This is a genomic window from Streptomyces sp. NPDC017993 (assembly GCF_044328065.1).
GTDB lineage: Bacteria > Actinomycetota > Actinomycetes > Streptomycetales > Streptomycetaceae > Streptomyces.
The window spans coordinates 290,032-308,269 of record NZ_JBIRGO010000002.1 but is presented as its reverse complement, the minus strand read 5'-3'; the positions used below and the strand labels follow the sequence as shown (position 1 = coordinate 308,269).

The window sequence follows — 18,238 nt, the reverse complement described above, 5'->3', positions numbered from 1 at the left end:
CCACGGGGGCGGTCCGCTCGCCGCCCTGGGCGGTGTTCTCGCTGCTCACCCCACGAGCGTATGGCCACCGCCCCCGCTGTGCGTACGGGCCTCCGGCTCAGGGCCCGTGGGACCCTCGGCCGCAGCGGGGGATCCGCCGCGGCGGAACAGGCGGTCGCGCAGGTCGGAGATCCGTGCGGAGAGCCAGGTCAGGAAGTTCGTCGGCAGGAACACCGCGTCCGCAGCGATCATCGCGAGCGAGAAGAACGGCAGCCCGAGAAGGAACGCGATCGAGAGGTGCTCACAGATCATCGCGACCAGCAGAACGTTCTTCAGGCGGCGGTTGAAGAGCGTGAACGGGAAGGCGACCTGCACCATCACCGTGCCGTAGGTGATGAGCATGACGATCAGACCGTTGCTGCCCAGGGCGTCGGACAGCGCAGGCCAGGGCGAGAAGTAGTCCAGGTGCATCGGGTAGAAGACGGCGGTGCCGTCCTGCCAGCGCGAACCCTGGATCTTGTACCAGCCGGCCGTGGCGTAGATCAGGCAGACCTCGACCACGATCACCAGCAGGGCGGCGTTGTGCGCGAGCTTGGCGAGGGTGTCCAGGACGATGCGCGGCTCCCCGGGGGCATACCGCTGCACCCACCACCACACGCCGTGCGTCCCCCACAGGAACCACAGCGTCAGGCCCCAGCCGACGTGCGGGAACGGGCCGTGCTCGAACCAGGTGAGGCCGTAGCTGCCGAGCAGCTGGGCCACGGCCAGTGCGAGGCCGAGGACGGTCCACAGGATGACGCCGGGAACGTCGAGGGAGGGGCGCGCGGCGGCGTCGGGGCCGGAGGCAGCGTCTGCGCCTGTGTGCGATCCGGCCTCCCTCGCCGCGGCCGCAGCCCGCTTCGCACGTCGCGCGTCCAGCGACCACACCTGCCCGCACCGGGTCAGCACGAGATACATCGACATCAGGTGGATGACGTTGTCGCCGCCGTCGCCGATGAAGATGCTGCGGTTCTGCAGGGAGAGCACACCGATCATGAACAGCACCGACATGGTGCGGGTGCGCCAGCCCAGCATCAGCAGCGCACTCGCCACGATGGCGACCAGGTAGACGCACTCGAACCAGGCGATGCCGTCCGACCAGGGCAGCACCGAGAAGGCGTGGTTGCCGTCGAGGAGCCGGCGCGCCATTTCCAGGTCCCAGGGGCTGTCAGGCCCGTAAAGAACTCGGCGGTTGGGCCATTCCCGGAGCAGGAACAGCAGCCATGTCGCGGCGAAACCGATGCGGATGACGGCGGTTTGGTAGGGGGCCATCGCACGGCTACTGGCCTTGAGAAAACCGCGGCCTATCGCGCGCTCGATACGAGTCTCTTCGTAAGGAGCAGGGGCAGGCGCCGACGGAGTCCCGGCCGCCGACTCCTGAGATTCCTCCGCCCGCTGCTGAGGTGGCGCCCCCTGTTGAGGTGCCAACTCCTGCGACTGCGGCGGCTCCTGGGGTTCGTTCGGCTCCGGCGTGTGCGGCTGCTGTGTGTGCTGCGGCTGCTGCGGCGTCGGTGAAGTCACGGGTTCGTCGCCCCCTCGGGCAGGTCGTCTGCGGTGACCTGCCACCAGGGCAGCACGCGGTACACGGGCTTCTCGCTGATCTTCTCGGTGCTCCACGACGGCGGGCTGACAGGAGTCGTCATCGAGCGGACCTGGACGCGCTCGGCCCTGCCACCCCCGGCCCACTCGGCACCGAGCCGGGACATCACGATGCGGCGGATATAGCGCTCGGAGAGCTCGCCGCGCGGCCCGGTGGAGCGGTTCTGCGCGTTGTGCGAGTTGAGGTAGAACTCCCAGCCCCGGCGCAGCTGATTCTGCTCGGCGTGGCTGGGGAGCGGGTTGTGGAGGATGGCGTGCCCGTCACGCGCGGTCAGATCCGTCCAGCCGGTGGTCCGAGCCTCCCCCGATGCGGTACGCACCTGCGCCCGGGCCTGAACAGCGATGTTCTGCTGGAGGGGGTTGGGTGCGAACAGCTTCCAGTTCTGCTCGTACTCGGGATAGACATAGTCGCCGATCAAGGTGCCCTGCTGTTTGCTCAGCGTGTTCGACGGCGCGACATGCAGAAACATCATGGCCAGATGTATCGCGACGACCACGGCGAAAACGCAGCCTGCCGTGCCTATGACGATCCGCGAGGGTAGCGAGAGCGCAGCCAATGGCCGCGTTTCGTCCCCGTATGACTGCATTCCCGCCCCGTTCCCAGAATCCACTCGGCTGACTCCGCCACGGAACCGTACCTAGGCGGCCGCACGGGGCACACCCTTCACCGAGTTATCCACAGGCTTGACACCCGCGGTCCGCCCACTCACCATTGAACCGAACGATCGGTCGGTCGGGAGCGAGGGGGCACCACATGACGACGATCGCGCCGGAAGATACGGCTCGCGAGGCGGTATTCGACGCCACCGTGGCCGCGGACGAGCGCATTGAGCCGCGGGATTGGATGCCGGACGCCTACCGCTCGTCCTTGGTGCGGCAAATGGCACAGCACGCCCACTCCGAGATCATCGGCATGCAGCCGGAGGCCAACTGGATCACCCGGGCCCCCTCACTGCGCCGCAAGGCGATCCTGATGGCGAAGGTGCAGGACGAGGCGGGCCACGGCCTGTATCTCTACAGCGCCGCCGAGACCCTCGGCACCAGCCGCGAGGAGCTGCTCGACAAGCTGCACTCCGGCCGCCAGAAGTACTCCTCGATCTTCAACTACCCGACCCTGACCTGGGCCGACGTCGGAGCCATCGGCTGGCTGGTGGACGGCGCCGCGATCACGAACCAGGTCCCTCTGTGCCGGTGTTCGTACGGTCCTTACGCCCGCGCGATGGTCCGCGTCTGCAAGGAGGAGTCCTTCCACCAGCGGCAGGGCTACGAACTCCTGCTGGCGCTCAGCCGCGGCACCGAGGCCCAGCACGCCATGGCGCAGGACGCGGTGGACCGCTGGTGGTGGCCGTCCTTGATGATGTTCGGCCCGCCGGACGACGAGTCGGCGCACTCCGCGCAGTCCATGATCTGGAAAATCAAGCGCCACTCCAACGACGAACTGCGCCAGCGCTTCGTGGACATCTGCGTCCCGCAGGCCGAGGCCCTCGGGCTCACGCTCCCCGACCCGGACCTGACGTGGAACGAGGCACGGGGCCACTGGGACTTCGGCCCGATCGACTGGGATGAATTCCGCGAGGTGCTCAAGGGCAACGGCCCCTGCAACGAAGAGCGGATCAACCGCCGCCGGCAGGCTCATGAGGACGGCGCCTGGGTGCGCGACGCAGCCGCGGCACATGCGGCCAAGCAGGGGGAGGCGACCCGATGACGACACCACACCCCGCGCGATCCACCGCGGAGACCGCCGGGAAGGGCGCGGCTTCCACCGACTGGCCCCTGTGGGAGGTGTTCGTGCGCAGCCGGCGCGGCCTGTCGCACACCCACGCCGGCAGCCTGCACGCCCCGGACGCCGAAATGGCACTTCGTAACGCCCGCGACCTGTACACCCGCCGCTCCGAAGGCGTCTCCCTCTGGGTGGTGCCCTCCGCACAGATCACGGCCTCGTCCCCGGACGAGAAGGACGCGTTCTTCGAGCCGGCCGGTGACAAGCCCTACCGTCACCCGACCTTCTACGAGATCCCGGACGGGGTGCAGCACCTTTGATGAACGTCACGGTCACCCCGGCCCTTGCCCTCGGGGACGACGCCCTGATCCTCTCCCACCGGCTGGGGGAGTGGGCCGGCCATGCCCCGGTCCTGGAGGAAGAAGTCGCGCTGGCCAACATCGCGTTGGACCTGCTCGGCCAGGCCCGCATCCTGCTTTCCCTGGCCGGCGACGAGGACGAGCTGGCGTATCTGCGTGAGGAACGGCAGTTCCGCAATCTCCAGCTCGTCGAACAGCCCAACGGCGACTTCGCGCACACCATCGCCCGCCAGCTGTACTTCTCCACCTACCAGGAGCTGCTCTTCGAGCATCTCGCCCCGGGCACGGGCGAGATGGCGCCCCTGGCAGCGAAGGCCGTCAAGGAGGTCGCCTACCACCGCGACCACGCCCAGCAGTGGACGCTGCGCCTTGGGGACGGCACCGACGAGAGCCACGCCCGTATGCAGCGAGCGGTGGACGCCCTGTGGAAGTTCACCGGGGAGCTGTTCGAGCCGGTGGACGGCCTGGACGTCCCCCTGCCCACGCTGCACGACGAGTGGACGACGCGTATCACCGCCATCCTGAGCCGTGCCACCCTCACCGTCCCGGACGGGCCGCAGCGGGGCGCCTGGACGGCCGGTGCAGGCCGCCAGGGTCTGCACACCGAGCCGTTCGGCCGGATGCTCGCCGAGATGCAACACCTCCACCGCAGTCACCCGGGGGCGACATGGTGACCACGACCGCCCTCGAAGAGGAGCTGCGCGCGCTCGCCGGCTCGGTTCCCGACCCGGAGCTGCCGGTGCTCACTCTCGCCGAGCTCGGCGTGGTGCGCGACGTGAAACTGGCGGCACCCGGCCGCGTCGAGGTGTGTCTCACGCCCACCTACACGGGCTGCCCTGCCATCGAGGCGATGTCAGCGGACATCGAGCGCGTGCTTCACGACCACGGCATACCCGAGGTCGAGGTCCGTACGGTCCTCAGCCCGCCGTGGTCCAGCGACGCGATCACCGCAGAAGGCCGCCGGAAACTGGCCGAGTTCGGCATCGCACCGCCGCGGCCCACCGGCCCGGCGAACGGGCCGGTCACCGTCGATCTCACCATCCGCTGCCCGCACTGCGGATCGACCGACACCACCCTGCTGAGCCGCTTCTCCTCCACCGCCTGCAAAGCACTGCGTCGCTGCGAGTCCTGCCGCGAACCCTTCGACCACTTCAAGGAGTTGTGATGTTCCACCCGCTCCGGGTCCGGGAGATCGAGCGGCTCACGGACGACGCGGTGGCCGTCACCTTCACGGTCCCACGCGAGCTGCGCGACACCTTCCGGCACACCCCTGGGCAGCACATCGCGCTGCGCAGAACGGTCGACGGCCAGGAGATCCGCAGGACGTACTCCATCAGCACCCCTGCCACCGATGAGCCCGTGCTGCGGGTGGGGATCCGCCTGGTCGAAGAGGGCGCCTTCTCGACGTACGCGCTCAAGGAGCTGATGGTCGGCGAAACCGTCGAGGTGATGGCCCCGGCCGGCCGGTTCACCCTGGAACCCCGGCCCGGGCACTTCGTCGGGATCGTCGGCGGCAGCGGGATCACCCCCGTGCTGTCCATCGCCGCCACCCTGCTCGCTCGGGAGCCGGACGCCCGCTTCTGCCTGATCCGCAGCGACCGCACGGCGGCCTCCACGATGTTCCTCGAGGAGGTGGCCGACCTCAAGGACCGCTATCCCCAGCGATTCCAGCTGGTCACCACCCTCTCCCGCGAGGAGCAGCAGGCCGGCCTGCCGTCCGGCCGGCTCGATGACGAGCGACTGCGTGCCCTGCTGCCCGCGCTCTTGACGGTCGAGTCGGTGGACGGCTGGTTCCTCTGCGGGCCCTACGGCCTCGTCCAGGGCACCGAACAGGCACTTCGGGCACTGGGGGTGCCCCGCGGCCGTATCCACGAAGAGATCTTCCATGTCGCCGACGGCACCACCACCCCGGGCGCTACGACCGCATCCGTGCCCGCCCACAGCACGGTGACGGCCACCCTCGACGGCCGCTCCGGCAACTGGCCGGTGCAGGACGGGGAATCGCTGCTGGAGACGGTGCTGCGCAACCGCGCGGACGCGCCGTACGCCTGCAAGGGCGGCGTGTGCGGAACCTGCCGGGCGTTCCTGGTATCCGGCGAGATACGCATGGACCGCAACTTCGCTCTGGAGGCCGAGGAGGTCGACGCCGGGTACGTGCTGGCCTGCCAGTCACACCCGGTCACGGAAAAGGTGGAGCTGGACTTCGACCGCTGAACAGGCACCGGCAGGCGACCTCACCACCCACGTCGCCTGCCCGACCGGCCCGACCAGCATGACGTCGCCTACGGGAGCGCCTCGCCTCACCAGTCGCAGGCGGTTCACTGCCGGTCGCCGGCGGGTCCCCATCCGCTGCTTTCTCTGCGCGGGGACCTTTCATCCTGGCCCGCCGGCCGACGTGCACCACCCTCACGCCGGACTCCCGTTTACCGGCACCACCCACGCCCAAGCCCGCCCAAGCCCGCCCACGGCCACGGCCGGCACGCCTGCCCATCCTCACCCACCTCACCTATTCCTCCCTCGGCTATTCCTCCGTCGGCACCATTCCCAATTCCTGCAACCTGTTCTACCTTGACGCTTCGTCAGATCGAGGCGCCGCGTGGGAGGACAGACCAGTGGACTTCACCTTCACCGAGGAGCAGCAGGCCGCCGTCGAAGCAGCGGAGGCCGTCTTCTCGGGGGTCGCTCCTGATGGCGTCCCCAGCCCTGCGCTCGCGGCAGGAGCCGTTGCCGACGACTTCGACCGCGCGCTGTGGCGCAAGCTCGCCGACGCCGATCTGTTGAGCCTGACGGTCGCACCCGAACACGGCGGAGCGGGCCTGGACGCGATCGCCCTCTGCCTTGTACTGCGCGAGTCGGCCAAGGTGCTGGCACGGGTACCGCTGCTGGAGTCGGGCGCGGCCGCACTCGCGATTCAGCGTTACGGGACTGCCGAGCTCCACGCCGAAGTGCTGCCTCGCATTGCTACCGGCGATCTCGTCGTGACCGTGGCAACAGCGGGCCGCACCGGGCACGACTCGGCCGAACTCTCCGTGGAGGCCCGGCAGGAGGGGGCCGAGTGGATCCTCGACGGGAGCCAGACCGCAGTCCCCTGGGCGCCGACCGCCGACCGGATTCTCCTTCCCGCCCACACCCCCGACGGCCATGCCGCTGTGGCCCTCGTGTCCCGCGACGATGACGGTGTCTCCCTCGACGACCAGATCTCCACCAGCGGGGAGCGCTACGCCGAGGTCCGACTGCACTCCGTGCGCATCGAGCCCCGGGAGATGATCACCGACCCTGCCGCCTGGGAGTCGCTACGGAACATCCTCACCGTCGGCACCTGCGCGCAGGCTCTCGGCCTCGGCGAACGTGTTCTCTCCATGACCAGCGACTACACCAGCAAGCGCGAACAGTTCGGCTTCCCGGTGGCCACGTTCCAGGCGGTCGCCGTCCAGGCCGCGGACCGCTTCATCGATCTGCGTGCCATGGAGGCCACGCTCTGGCAGGCCGCCTGGCGCATCACCACCGACGCGGCCGGTGCGCTGCCCGCCGCCGGGGACGTCGCGGTCGCCAAGATCTGGGCCTCCGAAGGCGTCCGCCGCGTCGTCCAGACCGCCCAGCACCTGCACGGCGGCTTCGGCGCCGACACCGACTATCCCCTGCACCGCTTCCACGCCTGGGCCAAGCAACTCGAACTCTCCCTCGGCCCCGCCGCCGCCCACGAGGAGGCTCTCGGCGACTTGCTGGCGGCGCACCCCCTGAGCTGAGACGCCCGGAAGAAGGAGAAGGGAGAAGGAAGGAACGAGAAGGACCCGAGCCACGTGTGGCTGCTACGCCGGGCGACACGGCCAGGCACCGCCGACGGGGGCAAGAGGCCGGCGTTCGGCGTACCGCGTCGACGCACAGGCGCCGACGCCCAGGCGCCGGCGTACGGGATCGGCACCCGGCACCTGGCTACTGGCCCGCTCCCGCAGCCGCTCAGCACCTGCGGGTCGACCCGCCGCCGGCTCGGCCTTCGGCATCCGGCCGGCAGCAGAGGCCGGACGACGCCGGCCGACGGTCCCGCTAGATGACTGTCCCGGCCCCGCCCTTGCCATCCGACACAGGGCGGCCGGCGGCCTCCCATGCCTGCATGCCGCCATCGACGTTGACCGCGTCCAGGCCCTGCTGGATCAGGTACTGCGCGACCTGCGCCGAGCGACCGCCGACCCGGCACAGCACATAGACCTTGCCGTCCTCAGGGGCCGCCTCGGTCAACTCGCCGTAGCGGGCGACGAATTCGCTCATCGGGATGTGCAGCGCGCCCTCGGCGTGCCCTGCTTCCCACTCGTCGTTCTCCCGGACGTCCAGGAGGAAGTCCTCCGACGTGAGAGCGTCGACACCGACCGTGGGCAGAGAACCAAATCGCATACCTCGACGCTACCCGACCAGCTGCGCGAGGTACGCCTCGCGCTCCGCGACGTCGGCGAGCAGCTTCTCGGCGATCTCCTCGAGCAGCGCGTCCGGGTCCTGGGGCGCCATCTTGATCATCGCGCCGATAGCGCTCTCCTCCAGTTCGGCCGCGACAGCAGCCAGCAGCTCCTTACGCTCGGCCAGCCACTCCAGCCGCGCGTACAGCTCCTCGCTCTCGCTGAGCCGCTCCTCGACCGGCGCAGGTCCGGCCTCCCACTCCCGGACCAGCTCCCGCAGCGCCGCCTCATCGCCGCGGCCGTACGCCGCGTTGACCCGTGCGATGAACTCGTCCCGCCGCGCCCGCTCCGCGTCGTCCCGTGCCAGGTCCGGGTGAGCCTTGCGCACCAGATCGCGGTAGACCTTGCGGGCCTCCTCGCTGGGACGGACCTTCTGCGGCGGCCGCACCGGCTGCTCGGTGAGCATGGCCTGCGACTCGGGGAACAGCCCCTCCGACCCGATCCAGCCGTGGAAAAGCTCCTCCACGTCCGGCATCGGCAGCACCGATGCCCGTGCCTCCCGCGCCTTTCGGATGTCCTCGGGCGCGCCGGTACGTGCCGCCACGGCTTCGGCGATCTGCGCGTCCAGCTCGTCCAGCCGCGCGTACATGGGGCCGAGCCGCTGGTGGTGCAGCCGGGAGAAGTTCTCGACCTCCACCCGGAAGGTCTCCACCGCGATCTCGAACTCGATCAGCGCCTGCTCGGCCGCCAGCACGGCCTTCGCCAGCCGCCGGGTCGCCTCGTCCTGGGCCGCCTGATCACCCGGCGCGCCCGCGATCACCGGGCCGGCCTCCTCACCGCCCTGAGCGGCAGCCCCGGTACTGGCAGCACCCTCGGCGACGTCACCGCCACCCTCGGCACCCCTGTCACCACCGACGGACTGGTCACCCTGACCGCTGTCGTGGCCGTACTGACCGCCTGGCGTGTCCTGGCCGGCGGGCGCGCCGTCCTGACCGCCGCCGCGGGCGTCCGATGCCTGCGGGGCGGCCGAGGCATCCGCTGTGCCCAGCGCGTCCGGTGCGTCCGGTCGGTCCTGGCCGTCCTGCGCGTTCTCCGCGTGCGAGTTCGTCACCCGGTCAGCGTACGGCCCATATCAGCCGACACTCTCCGCAGCCATTCGCCTCCCCTCGGACACCCTGGGCCGTGAGCTGCAGCCTCGCCGAGGAACGCCGGGCGCACATGTCTTGCGTCCCCGCCCCCTCAGACCCCCATCTCCGCGGCGATTCGACCGCTCTTCACTGCCGCGACCAGGTCGGCGTGGTCGGCCTCCGTTCGGTCCGCGTAGGCGACCGCGAAGTCCGCCAGCGCCTCGTCCAGGCTCTCCCCCTTGCCGCAGTAGCCGGCCAGCAGCCGAGGGTCGGCACTGTGCGCATGTGCCCGCGCCAGGAGGGCGCCGGTCATCCGGGCGTAGTCGTCCATCTGATCGTCGGCCAGTTCCGTCGGATCCACGCTTCCCTTGCGGTTCCTGAACTGCCGGACCTGGAAGGGCCGGCCCTCACGCCGGTCGTCGCTCGCACCCGTCGGTGCCCCCGGCCCGCCCGCGGGGAGTACATCGCCCGCCGCTATGTCCGGCACCGTCGTCCAACCCAGCAAGATGTCGCTGACGACCTGCATACGCCGCTGGCCGAGCACCGTTCGCCGCCCCTCATGGGTCACCGGCTGCGGAGCGAAGCCCGCCTTTTCCACGTACGGCGCCAGCACCGAGCCACGCGCTTCTTTCACCTGGAGCACCAGTGGCTCTCCTTGGTGATCCAACAGCAGCACCACATAGGAACGCAGGCCCACGCTGCCCGTCCCCACCACACGGAAGGCCACATCGTGCACGGCGTACCGGGCCAGCAGCGGTATCCGGTCTTCGGGGACCGTCTCCAGATAGCCACTGAGCGAACAGGCCACCGCCGCCGCTTCCTCGTCCGACACCCGCCGCAGCACCGGCGGAGCGTCCACGAACCGCAGCCCGCCGTCCGGCGACTGCTCGGTCGCCTTGGCCGCGAACTTGGCGCTGGTGTTCTTACGCGCCTTCTGCGCCACCCGCTCCAACGTGCCCAGCAGGTCCCGGGCATCGGTGTGGGACACCAACTCCTCGTCGGCGATGGCGTTCCACGCCTCGATGACGGGCAGCTTCGCCAGCAGCCGCATCGTGCGCCGATAGGCGCCCACGGCATCCCGCGCCGCCTTCCGGCACTTGTCCTCCCCGGCGCCCGCTTCCCGGCCCGCCAGCACCAGCGACGCGGCCAGCCGCTTCACGTCCCACTCCCACGGGCCGTTCAGGGTCTCGTCGAAGTCGTTGAGATCCATCACGAGACCGCCGCGGGCGTCACCGTAGAGGCCGAAATTGCCGGCGTGCGCGTCGCCGCAGATCTGCGCGCCGGCGCCCGTCACGGGGCCGGCCGCCAGGTCGTGCGCCATCAAGCCGGCGGACCCTCGAAGGAAGGCGAACGGGCTCGCGGCCATCCGCCCGACCCGTATCGGCGTCAGCTCCGGCAGGCGTCCGACGTTGGACAGTTCGACCGCCGCGACCGCGTCCGGCCGTCCGGTCGCGGCCGGCAGCGCCGCCTGCTCCGAGCGAGACACCCGCTCCCGCAGGGCCCGGCCCGCCGCCTTGGGCGACGGCCCCTCCGCCTTGGGCCCGGCGAATCCCGTTACGTGCGGCACACGCGTCATCGCGAGCCACCTCCCCCTTCACGAACTGCCTCGATTCGGCCCGCCGGCCGTTTCCGGCTTCGCCTGACCATGACGTTATCGAGAGATCCGCCACCCGGCTCCGGGCTGTGGATAACTCTTTTCCCAACGGTCGGGACGGTTGGTGGGCCCCGCGTACCCCGGGCACCACCCCACGCAAACGGGCGCCCGCCCGGGCCCCACACCGGACAGACGCCCCTACCGACGGGCCACAAGCCGCCCGGCTACACCCCCACCGCCTCTTCCATCTCCTCTTCCGTCTCCTCCTCAACTTCCGCGCCGTGCTCGCCCGCCTCCCGCTCGGCAGGCGTCGCCCGCCCGGGAACCGCCTCCCGCTCGGGACCCACCGACGGCTCCGGAACCGTCGCCGCCACCGCGGCCGCCGCAACCGCCGCGGCGTTGGCGGCCGCGTTCGTCTCGGCGGTACGGCGCCGGCGCTCCGCCACAGCCGCCACGCCGACCATCAGCAGCCCGACGACCAGCCACCACGCCAGCGTCACGAGATGCCCGGTCAGGCCGTGGCCGGCGAAGTAGACATGGCTGCGGACACCCTCGACGAAGCCCGCCCCGTTCCAGAAGGAGTGCAGGGCCGCGAAGAACCCGTGCTGCATCTCGGGCCGGAAGATGCCGCCGGAGGACGTGAAGTTGAGCATCACGAACAGCGTCATCACACCGAGGGTGGTCCAGCGCTTGAGGAAGGTGTGCAGGCCGGTACCGATCAGCAGGATGCCCGCGGAGTACAGCCAGGCCATGCCCCACAACCCCCACAGGCCATGGTCGACGAGGTGGAAGACCGGGCCGGCGAACACCGTCCCGATGAGGCTCACCACGAAGGACGTGCCGACCGCCAGCATCGCCCTCAGCCGGAGCGGCAGCACGGCCCCGGCGCCGCCGATCACCGCGACCGAGGCGTACGAGCCGATGCTGATCGCGACCAGGAGGAAGAAGATGCCCTGGCCCGTCGGGTCGTCCTCGGCGGTCGGCGCCACGTCCGTGACCTTCAGCGGTGCGCCCTGCTGCGCCGCGATCGGGGTGAACACCTTCTGCACCACGGAGGCGCTGGTGTCGGACCCGGCGGTCGCCACGATCAGTTCCGGCGCCGGCTTCTCCGCGGCACCGGCCGCCCGTTCGTCCGCCCCCGGACCGCCCGCCTTGGCTCCCCCCGCGTTCGCCACATAGGCGCCGAAGATGTCCTCGTGCTTGAGCTGCTCCACCGCGGCGGCCCGGTCGCCGACCGTCCGCACCGCCAGTTCGCCGCCCGACTTGTCGTTGATCGACTGAGCGAGCAGCTGGGCGCTCTGGCCCGAGCCGACGACCGCGACGGGCAAGTGGTGCGGCTGCGGGTTCGCGAACGCGCCCAGATAGGCCAGGCCCATGCCGATGCACATCAGCAGCGGGGTGATCAGGTGCGTCAGGACGTGGCGCAGCCTGGCGGAGTGTCCGGAGCGGTGTGCGCCCCGCTGCACGCCGGGGTACTCGGCACGCTGATCACGCGCCGGGTCACTTCTGTGGCCGTTTCGCGACTCGCCGCGGTATGCGCTCAGCTCCTCGCGATGGGGCCTGCGCTCGTCGCTTCGGTGATCGCGCACGGCACCACTGTGGTGATCGGGATGACGGACCGGACTCATGGGGCAGGCCTTCTCAGCTAGTCGTCTCAGCTGTCGCCAGTAGTTGGCTAATACAACTCTCAATCCACGTTGTACTATACAACTACTTCAACGAAAGGCAACGCCGTGGCCCACCGCGACGAGTCAGTCGAGACCATTCAGCAGGAGATGACCGCGTTCGCCCGGCGGGCCCGCGCGACCGCTGCCCGCATGCACCCGGAACTGTCGCTGGTCTCCTACACCCTGCTCGCCCACCTCGATGACCAGCAGGGATGCCGTGCCACGGACCTCGCGGCGCACTACTTTCTCGACAAGTCGACGGTCAGCCGGCAGATCGCCGCGCTGGAAAAACTGGGCTTCGTGGAGCGTCGCGTCGACCCGGACGACCAGCGGGTACAGGTGCTGCATCCCACAACCAAGGGCGCGCAGGTGCTCGCGAACGTCACCGCGAGCCGCCGCCAGGCCTTCCACGAGCGTCTGGCCGACTGGGACGAGACCGACCTGGACCGCTTCGCGACGTACCTGCTGCGCTACAACACGGCCCAGGAGAAGCACGGCTGACCGAGCCGCACCTACGCGACCCGGCCGACCCGAGCCCTACTTCCGGAACCGCTCCGGACACTGCCCCCCGTCGGCGAGATAGGTCTCGGCCCACCGCCCCAGCTCCTTGAGCGACGCGTCCATGGCCAGGCCGGCCTCCGTGAGCCGGTAGGCCACGCGCAGCGGGGGACCCGCATCCACCTCGCGCACGACCAGGCCCGTCCCCGCCAGCTCCATGAGGCGGTCGGACAGCATGCGCTCGCTGATGCCCGGGATCGCCCGCCGCAGATCGGCGAAGTGCACAGGCCCCGCCATCAGCGTCGCGACGATCAAGCCGGTCCAGCGCTTCCCGAACAGCTCGAAGACGCGGGCCATGCCGTCGTCGACCTTCCTGCACATCGCCTCGCCGTGGTCCGCCATGCCCCCAGAGTACAGCGCTTCCGTTGGGTACTGCAGAAAAGTAAGTTCCTATGGTAAGAATAGTGACGTACGGAAATTAACCAGCGTGCCCGCACCGTCCGGCCGCGAACCGAAGGACCGATCCCATGGCAACGCTTCTGCACATCGACTCCTCCGTCTTCCCCGAGGGCGGCTCCGCCTCTCGCTCGGTGACCGCGGCCTTCCGCAAGACCTGGGAGGAGCAGCACCCCGACGGCACCGTGATCCACCGCGACCTGGCAGTCGACCCGGTGCCGCACCTCGACGGCGCCGGCGCCTCCGCCGCCTTCTCCGACCCCGCCACGCACACCCCGGAGCAGCAGGCCGCCTTCGCACTGCGCACCCAGCTCGCCGAAGAGGTGGAGCAGGCGGACGCGATCGTCATCGGCGCGCCGATGTACAACTTCACGATTCCTTCGACGCTCAAGGCATGGCTCGACCAGGTGATCATCATGGGCCGCACGGTCGGCGCCGAGCCGAGCGCCAAGGGCACCCCGGTCACCGTCGTCGCCAGCCGCGGTGGCTCGTACGCGCCGGGGACCCCCCGGGAGAACTTCGAGTACGTGCAGAACTACCTGCAGTCCGTGCTGGCCGACAGCTTCGGGTTCGACCTGGAATTCATCGTTCCCGAGCTGACGATGGCCCCCAACAACCCGGCGATGGCCGAGCTCATCCCGAAGTTCGAGGCATCCCGTGACAAGGCGCACGCGGACGCCACGAACAAGGCCAAGGCCCTTGTCGCGCGCCTGGCCGCCTGACGGCCGCAGCGCCGGCTCACCGCGCCTGCCCCGGGGAGAGAAGGGACACGGAGCCATGCCCGTGTCCCACGACCTCGGGGCTCGCGCGTCTTCCCCCCGAAGGCGCCGACTCCTGGGAGAACGTCGGCCCCCGGCCCGCGCGACGTCCGCCCCGCACGCGCCGTGCGCCGCGCACTCCCACCATGGGACGCCTCACACACCCCCGCCGCTGTCGGCCACCACCAGCCGCCACTCCAAATGTGACGCAGCCCTCAGCAGCAAACGACCGGTGCCTTCGTAGCCGGAACTCTCCACAGCGATGACGCCCGGCGGGGCCTGGCCGGGCTCGCCCGCCGGCCCGACACGCAAAGTCTGCGGACACAACGAGAAAACCCCTGGTCTCCGGATTTCTCCGGAGACCAGGGGTCTCATCTGTGCGCGAGGGGGGAGTTGAACCCCCACGCCCTTTCGGGCACTGGAACCTGAATCCAGCGCGTCTGCCTATTCCGCCACCCGCGCATGGGTGTTGCCGATCGATTCTCTCACGCGATCCGGGCTGTTCCGTCCGGGTCTTGTGCGAGCGCCTGTCGACATGCAGAACATTAGCACGCTGTCGAGGGTGCCTTCACACGCCTTTCCCCCGGTCCCCGCCCCGCAGCCGGCATGCGGTCCTCGTGCCGCCGATCACGTGCTTTTGGCCGAGCACCTCCCCCAGGGTTCACACTCACGGTGTCCGCCACCAGGGGCGCGTCCCTTCCCGGCGGACCGGGCGCGCGGGCTCCGGCCCCCCGCCCGGCAGGAGAGGTCGGCGGTTGCGGGACACTGTTTGCGGGGCACCTCTACGATCGCAGTGCACAAGCAGTGGGCAAGGAGAAGGAAGCACCGGGCAACCCTGTGAGGGGCGACACTCGTCCTCCAGGCGGGAAAGGGGAACCAGCCGATTTCCCCACGCGTGGATACGATCAGTAAGCAGTACCAGGACGACCCCGACGAAGACTGAGGAAGGAGGTGCCCCGTGGGAGTACTGAAGCGTTTCGAGCAGCGGCTCGAAGGTCTCGTCAACGGCACCTTCGCCAAGGTGTTCAAGTCCGAGGTGCAGCCGGTGGAGATCGCCGGGGCGCTGCAGCGCGAGTGCGACAACAACGCCACCATCTGGAACCGCGACCGCACGGTCGTCCCCAACGACTTCATCGTCGAACTGAGCACCCCTGACTACGAGCGGCTGAGCCCCTACAGCGGGCAGCTCGGCGACGAGCTCTCCGGCATGGTCCGCGACTACGCCAAGCAGCAGCGCTACACCTTCATGGGCACGGTCAAGGTGCACCTGGAGAAGGCCGACGATCTCGACACCGGCCTGTACCGCGTGCGCAGCCGCACCCTCGCCTCCAGCTCCTCCCAGGAACCGGGCCAGGCAGCCGCCGCCCAGCGCGCCTCCGTGGCGCCGCGTGGCGGCCAGCCGGGCGGAGGTCACGTGGGCCCGCCCCCCATGCCCTCGTCCCCGCCTCCCGGCGGCGCGCAGCCCGTACCCCGTACGGCACCGCCCAGCGCAGGACCGCAGCCCTACGCGCAGACCAGGCGCTGGATCGAGATCAACGGCACCCGCCATCAGATCTCGCGCTCGACGCTCGTTCTGGGCCGCAGCACCGACGCGGACGTACGGATCGACGACCCGGGAGTCTCCCGGCGTCACTGTGAGATCCGGGTCGGAACGCCCCCCATGATCCAGGATCTGGGCTCCACGAACGGCATCGTGGTGGACGGGCAGCACACCACTCGCGCTAATCTCCGCGACGGCTCACGGATCGTCGTGGGCAGTACCACCATCGTTTACCGGCAAGCCGAAGGGTGAAGCGGGGGCAATGTCAGAGCTGACCCTCACGGTCATGCGGTTGGGTTTCCTCGCCGTACTGTGGCTGTTCGTCATCGTGGCCGTTCAGGTCATCCGCAGCGATCTGTTCGGCACGCGTGTCACACAACGCGGCGCCGCACGGCGCGGGCAAGAACCGCGTACGCAGCGTCAGGCTGCGCCGCAGCAGCAACCGCAGCGCCGCCAGGAAAGCGGCCGCGGCAACAACCGTCAGCGCCGAGGCGCCCCCACGAAGCTGGTGGTCTCCGAGGGCACGCTGACGGGCACTACCGTCGCCCTCCAGGGCCAGACCATCTCTCTGGGCCGTGCGCACGACTCCACGATCGTGCTGGACGACGACTACGCGTCCAGCAGGCATGCCAGGATCTACCCGGACCGTGACGGCCAGTGGATCGTCGAGGACCTCGGTTCCACCAACGGCACGTACCTGGACCGGACCCGACTGACGACCCCGACACCGATTCCGCTGGGAGCCCCGATCCGCATCGGCAAGACCGTCATCGAGCTGCGGAAGTAGTACGACAATGAGCGAGCGGAGCGAGCGAGCCGCGGCGGTCCACCCGGCGGACCCCAGCGTGCTCCCGACCGGAGGGTGGGCACCGTGCGGATGTACCCCGAACCGACGGGTGAGGTGCGCATGAGCCTGTCACTGCGCTTCGCCGCCGGATCGCACAAGGGAATGATCCGGGAGGGCAACGAGGACTCCGGCTACGCCGGTCCGCGTCTGCTCGCGATCGCCGACGGCATGGGTGGCCAGGCCGCCGGTGAGGTCGCCTCCTCCGAGGTGATCTCCACGCTCGTCCAGCTGGACGACGACGTGCCGGGTTCGGACATCCTCACCTCCCTGGGTACGGCCGTGCAGCGCGCCAACGACCAGCTGCGGGTCATGGTCGAGGAGGACCCCCAGCTGGAGGGCATGGGCACCACCCTGACCGCCCTGCTGTGGACCGGCCAGCGGCTGGGCCTCGTGCATGTCGGTGACTCGCGCGCCTACCTGCTGCGCGACGGTGTGCTCACCCAGATCACGCAGGACCACACCTGGGTGCAGCGGCTCGTCGACGAGGGCCGGATCACCGAGGAAGAAGCCACCACGCACCCGCAGCGTTCGCTGCTGATGCGCGCGCTGGGCAGCGGCGATCACGTCGAGCCCGACCTCTCCATCCGTGAGGTGCGGGCCGGCGACCGCTACCTGATCTGCTCGGACGGGCTGTCGGGGGTCGTCAGCCACCAGACGCTGGAAGAGACCCTCGCCGGCTACCACGGGCCGCACGAGACCGTGCAGGAGCTGATCCAGCTCGCGCTGCGCGGCGGCGGACCCGACAACATCACCTGCATCGTCGCCGATGTCCTGGACGTCGACGGCACTGACACGCTGGCCGGCCAGCTCAACGACACTCCCGTCATCGTGGGTGCCGTCGCCGAGAACCAGAACCAGCTCAGCGACCCCAGCACCCTCCAGACGCCGGCGGCCCGCGCCGCCGAACTGGGCCGCAGAGATGGCCCCCCGGGGCCGCCCGGAGGCGCCTTCGGGCCGCCCGGAAGCGGCGGGCACGATGTCGGCGGGCCCCCGCAGGGCTCGTTCGGCGCGTTCACCGACGAGGACTTCCTCAAGCCCCGGGGGCGCGGGAGGTGGCTCAAGCGGTCGCTGTTCATCGCCCTCGCGCTGGCCGTCGTCGGCGGCGGTCTCTACGCCGGCTACCGCTGGACCCAGACCCAGTACTTCGTCGGCGCCAAGGACGACCACGTCGCGCTCTACCGCGGTATCAGCCAGGACCTGGCGTGGATCAACCTCGACGACGTCGATGAGGATCACCCCGAGATCGAACTCAAGTACCTACCGCTGTACCAGCGGAACCAGGTCAAGGAGACGATCGCGGTCGACAGCCGGACCCAGGCGACCGAGAAGGTCACCGAGCTCGGCAAGCAGGCCGGCGCCTGCCGCAGCAAGGAGCAGCGGGAGGCCGCCGCGCGGGAGGCCGCCGAGCGCGAGGCCGCGCGGAAGAAGGCCGCCCAGGAGAAGGGCAAGCACGCCGGCGGAACGGCCGGTACGGCGGACAGCAAGACCGGCGACACCAGCGACAAGCCCAAGGCCGGCGCCTCGTCGCTGCCGGGCGCACTCGCGGCGTCCCCGACCGCCACTCCCACTCCCACACCCACCACCAGCCAGGCCCCCTCCGAGGAGCAGCAGAAGCTGGAAAAGAATTGCAGCACCCAGCAGTGAGGGCGTAGGGGGCCGTACATCTT

The 18,238-nt window shown here is 69.9% G+C and carries 18 protein-coding genes and 1 tRNA gene; 11 read left to right on the top strand and 8 right to left on the bottom strand.

The genetic code is table 11. The features are described 5' to 3' along the window. Nucleotides 1-45: 45 nt before the first annotated feature. On the bottom strand, nucleotides 46-1,539 hold the full coding sequence (locus ACH4FH_RS04435; RefSeq protein ID WP_398554220.1) for an HTTM domain-containing protein: 1,494 nt from the start codon (nucleotides 1,537-1,539) through the stop codon (nucleotides 46-48). Continuing rightward, nucleotides 1,536-2,114 (bottom strand): DUF5819 family protein, encoded by a 579-nt coding sequence (locus ACH4FH_RS04430; protein ID WP_398554219.1) that lies wholly within the window; start codon nucleotides 2,112-2,114, stop codon nucleotides 1,536-1,538. Before ACH4FH_RS04430 ends, ACH4FH_RS04435 begins: the two co-directional genes overlap by 4 nt. Before the next feature lie 257 nt (nucleotides 2,115-2,371). On the opposite strand from ACH4FH_RS04430, the gene paaA reads away from it, so the two are divergent. The 6 genes from paaA to ACH4FH_RS04400 all read left to right on the top strand — a co-directional run bounded on the left by paaA (nucleotide 2,372) and on the right by ACH4FH_RS04400 (nucleotide 7,442). Then, nucleotides 2,372-3,322: a 1,2-phenylacetyl-CoA epoxidase subunit PaaA gene (gene paaA, locus ACH4FH_RS04425; RefSeq protein ID WP_398554218.1), complete on the top strand. Its 951-nt coding sequence runs from the start codon at nucleotides 2,372-2,374 to the stop codon at nucleotides 3,320-3,322. Next, a complete protein-coding gene (gene paaB / locus ACH4FH_RS04420; protein ID WP_398554217.1) occupies nucleotides 3,319-3,657 on the top strand; it encodes a 1,2-phenylacetyl-CoA epoxidase subunit PaaB in 339 nt (112 codons plus the stop codon). Before paaA ends, paaB begins: the two co-directional genes overlap by 4 nt. Then, nucleotides 3,657-4,370, top strand: coding sequence for a 1,2-phenylacetyl-CoA epoxidase subunit PaaC (gene paaC / locus ACH4FH_RS04415; RefSeq protein WP_398554216.1), 714 nt, complete (start codon nucleotides 3,657-3,659; stop codon nucleotides 4,368-4,370). The genes paaB and paaC overlap by 1 nt, the downstream gene beginning before the upstream one ends. Continuing rightward, the gene (gene paaD / locus ACH4FH_RS04410; protein WP_398554215.1) at nucleotides 4,364-4,861 is read left to right on the top strand and encodes a 1,2-phenylacetyl-CoA epoxidase subunit PaaD; all 498 of its coding nucleotides are present in this window, start codon (nucleotides 4,364-4,366) and stop codon (nucleotides 4,859-4,861) included. Before paaC ends, paaD begins: the two co-directional genes overlap by 7 nt. Beyond that, a complete protein-coding gene (gene paaE / locus ACH4FH_RS04405; protein WP_398554214.1) occupies nucleotides 4,861-5,910 on the top strand; it encodes a 1,2-phenylacetyl-CoA epoxidase subunit PaaE in 1,050 nt (349 codons plus the stop codon). The genes paaD and paaE overlap by 1 nt, the downstream gene beginning before the upstream one ends. Nucleotides 5,911-6,308: 398 nt before the next feature. After that, nucleotides 6,309-7,442, top strand: coding sequence for an acyl-CoA dehydrogenase family protein (locus ACH4FH_RS04400; protein ID WP_398554213.1), 1,134 nt, complete (start codon nucleotides 6,309-6,311; stop codon nucleotides 7,440-7,442). A gap of 298 nt (nucleotides 7,443-7,740) precedes the next feature. Here ACH4FH_RS04400 and ACH4FH_RS04395 read toward each other — a convergent pair whose 3' ends face one another. The 4 genes from ACH4FH_RS04395 to ACH4FH_RS04380 form a co-directional block, all read right to left on the bottom strand. Then, a complete protein-coding gene (locus ACH4FH_RS04395; protein WP_398554212.1) occupies nucleotides 7,741-8,085 on the bottom strand; it encodes a rhodanese-like domain-containing protein in 345 nt (114 codons plus the stop codon). 9 nt (nucleotides 8,086-8,094) lie between these two features. Beyond that, a complete protein-coding gene (locus ACH4FH_RS04390; protein WP_398554211.1) occupies nucleotides 8,095-9,195 on the bottom strand; it encodes a J domain-containing protein in 1,101 nt (366 codons plus the stop codon). A gap of 128 nt (nucleotides 9,196-9,323) precedes the next feature. Further along, complete coding sequence (locus tag ACH4FH_RS04385; RefSeq protein WP_398554210.1) at nucleotides 9,324-10,787, bottom strand: DUF2252 domain-containing protein; 1,464 nt, start codon at nucleotides 10,785-10,787, stop codon at nucleotides 9,324-9,326. 242 nt (nucleotides 10,788-11,029) lie between these two features. Beyond that, a complete protein-coding gene (locus ACH4FH_RS04380) occupies nucleotides 11,030-12,193 on the bottom strand; it encodes an ABC transporter permease (protein ID WP_398554405.1) in 1,164 nt (387 codons plus the stop codon). Between the two features lie 345 nt (nucleotides 12,194-12,538). On the opposite strand from ACH4FH_RS04380, the gene ACH4FH_RS04375 reads away from it, so the two are divergent. Continuing rightward, complete coding sequence (locus tag ACH4FH_RS04375; RefSeq protein WP_398554209.1) at nucleotides 12,539-12,973, top strand: MarR family winged helix-turn-helix transcriptional regulator; 435 nt, start codon at nucleotides 12,539-12,541, stop codon at nucleotides 12,971-12,973. A 36-nt stretch (nucleotides 12,974-13,009) separates the two neighbouring features. Here the strand turns inward: ACH4FH_RS04375 and ACH4FH_RS04370 are convergent, their stop codons facing one another. Next, nucleotides 13,010-13,372 carry a winged helix-turn-helix transcriptional regulator gene (locus ACH4FH_RS04370; protein WP_398554208.1) on the bottom strand — a complete coding sequence of 121 codons (363 nt, stop codon included), beginning with the start codon at nucleotides 13,370-13,372 and terminating at the stop codon, nucleotides 13,010-13,012. A 125-nt stretch (nucleotides 13,373-13,497) separates the two neighbouring features. Between ACH4FH_RS04370 and ACH4FH_RS04365 the strand changes: the two genes are divergently transcribed. Next, the gene (locus ACH4FH_RS04365) at nucleotides 13,498-14,148 is read left to right on the top strand and encodes an FMN-dependent NADH-azoreductase (protein WP_398554207.1); all 651 of its coding nucleotides are present in this window, start codon (nucleotides 13,498-13,500) and stop codon (nucleotides 14,146-14,148) included. A 414-nt stretch (nucleotides 14,149-14,562) separates the two neighbouring features. On the opposite strand, the gene ACH4FH_RS04360 is transcribed toward ACH4FH_RS04365, so the two are convergent. Then, a tRNA-Leu gene (locus tag ACH4FH_RS04360) sits at nucleotides 14,563-14,646 on the bottom strand. 496 nt (nucleotides 14,647-15,142) lie between these two features. Here ACH4FH_RS04360 and ACH4FH_RS04355 point away from each other — a divergent pair. The 3 genes from ACH4FH_RS04355 to ACH4FH_RS04345 all read left to right on the top strand — a co-directional run bounded on the left by ACH4FH_RS04355 (nucleotide 15,143) and on the right by ACH4FH_RS04345 (nucleotide 18,215). Next, complete coding sequence (locus ACH4FH_RS04355) at nucleotides 15,143-15,976, top strand: FhaA domain-containing protein (RefSeq protein ID WP_398554206.1); 834 nt, start codon at nucleotides 15,143-15,145, stop codon at nucleotides 15,974-15,976. Between the two features lie 10 nt (nucleotides 15,977-15,986). Continuing rightward, complete coding sequence (locus tag ACH4FH_RS04350; RefSeq protein ID WP_398554205.1) at nucleotides 15,987-16,511, top strand: FHA domain-containing protein; 525 nt, start codon at nucleotides 15,987-15,989, stop codon at nucleotides 16,509-16,511. A 120-nt stretch (nucleotides 16,512-16,631) separates the two neighbouring features. Beyond that, nucleotides 16,632-18,215 carry a PP2C family protein-serine/threonine phosphatase gene (locus tag ACH4FH_RS04345; protein WP_398554204.1) on the top strand — a complete coding sequence of 528 codons (1,584 nt, stop codon included), beginning with the start codon at nucleotides 16,632-16,634 and terminating at the stop codon, nucleotides 18,213-18,215. Nucleotides 18,216-18,238 lie beyond the last annotated feature (23 nt).

Bases quoted from the DNA above. Each gene is read 5' to 3' on its own strand.
- paaA (WP_398554218.1), top strand. From the start codon at position 2,372: ATGACGACGATCGCGCCGGAAGATACGGCTCGCGAGGCGGTATTCGAC.
- paaB (WP_398554217.1), top strand. From the start codon at position 3,319: ATGACGACACCACACCCCGCGCGATCCACCGCGGAGACCGCCGGGAAG.
- paaC (WP_398554216.1), top strand. From the start codon at position 3,657: ATGAACGTCACGGTCACCCCGGCCCTTGCCCTCGGGGACGACGCCCTG.
- paaD (WP_398554215.1), top strand. From the start codon at position 4,364: ATGGTGACCACGACCGCCCTCGAAGAGGAGCTGCGCGCGCTCGCCGGC.
- paaE (WP_398554214.1), top strand. From the start codon at position 4,861: ATGTTCCACCCGCTCCGGGTCCGGGAGATCGAGCGGCTCACGGACGAC.
- ACH4FH_RS04395 (WP_398554212.1), bottom strand. From the start codon at position 8,085: ATGCGATTTGGTTCTCTGCCCACGGTCGGTGTCGACGCTCTCACGTCG.
- ACH4FH_RS04385 (WP_398554210.1), bottom strand. From the start codon at position 10,787: ATGACGCGTGTGCCGCACGTAACGGGATTCGCCGGGCCCAAGGCGGAG.
- ACH4FH_RS04380 (WP_398554405.1), bottom strand. From the start codon at position 12,193: ATGTGCATCGGCATGGGCCTGGCCTATCTGGGCGCGTTCGCGAACCCG.
- ACH4FH_RS04370 (WP_398554208.1), bottom strand. From the start codon at position 13,372: ATGGCGGACCACGGCGAGGCGATGTGCAGGAAGGTCGACGACGGCATG.
- ACH4FH_RS04365 (WP_398554207.1), top strand. From the start codon at position 13,498: ATGGCAACGCTTCTGCACATCGACTCCTCCGTCTTCCCCGAGGGCGGC.
- ACH4FH_RS04350 (WP_398554205.1), top strand. From the start codon at position 15,987: ATGTCAGAGCTGACCCTCACGGTCATGCGGTTGGGTTTCCTCGCCGTA.
- ACH4FH_RS04345 (WP_398554204.1), top strand. From the start codon at position 16,632: ATGAGCCTGTCACTGCGCTTCGCCGCCGGATCGCACAAGGGAATGATC.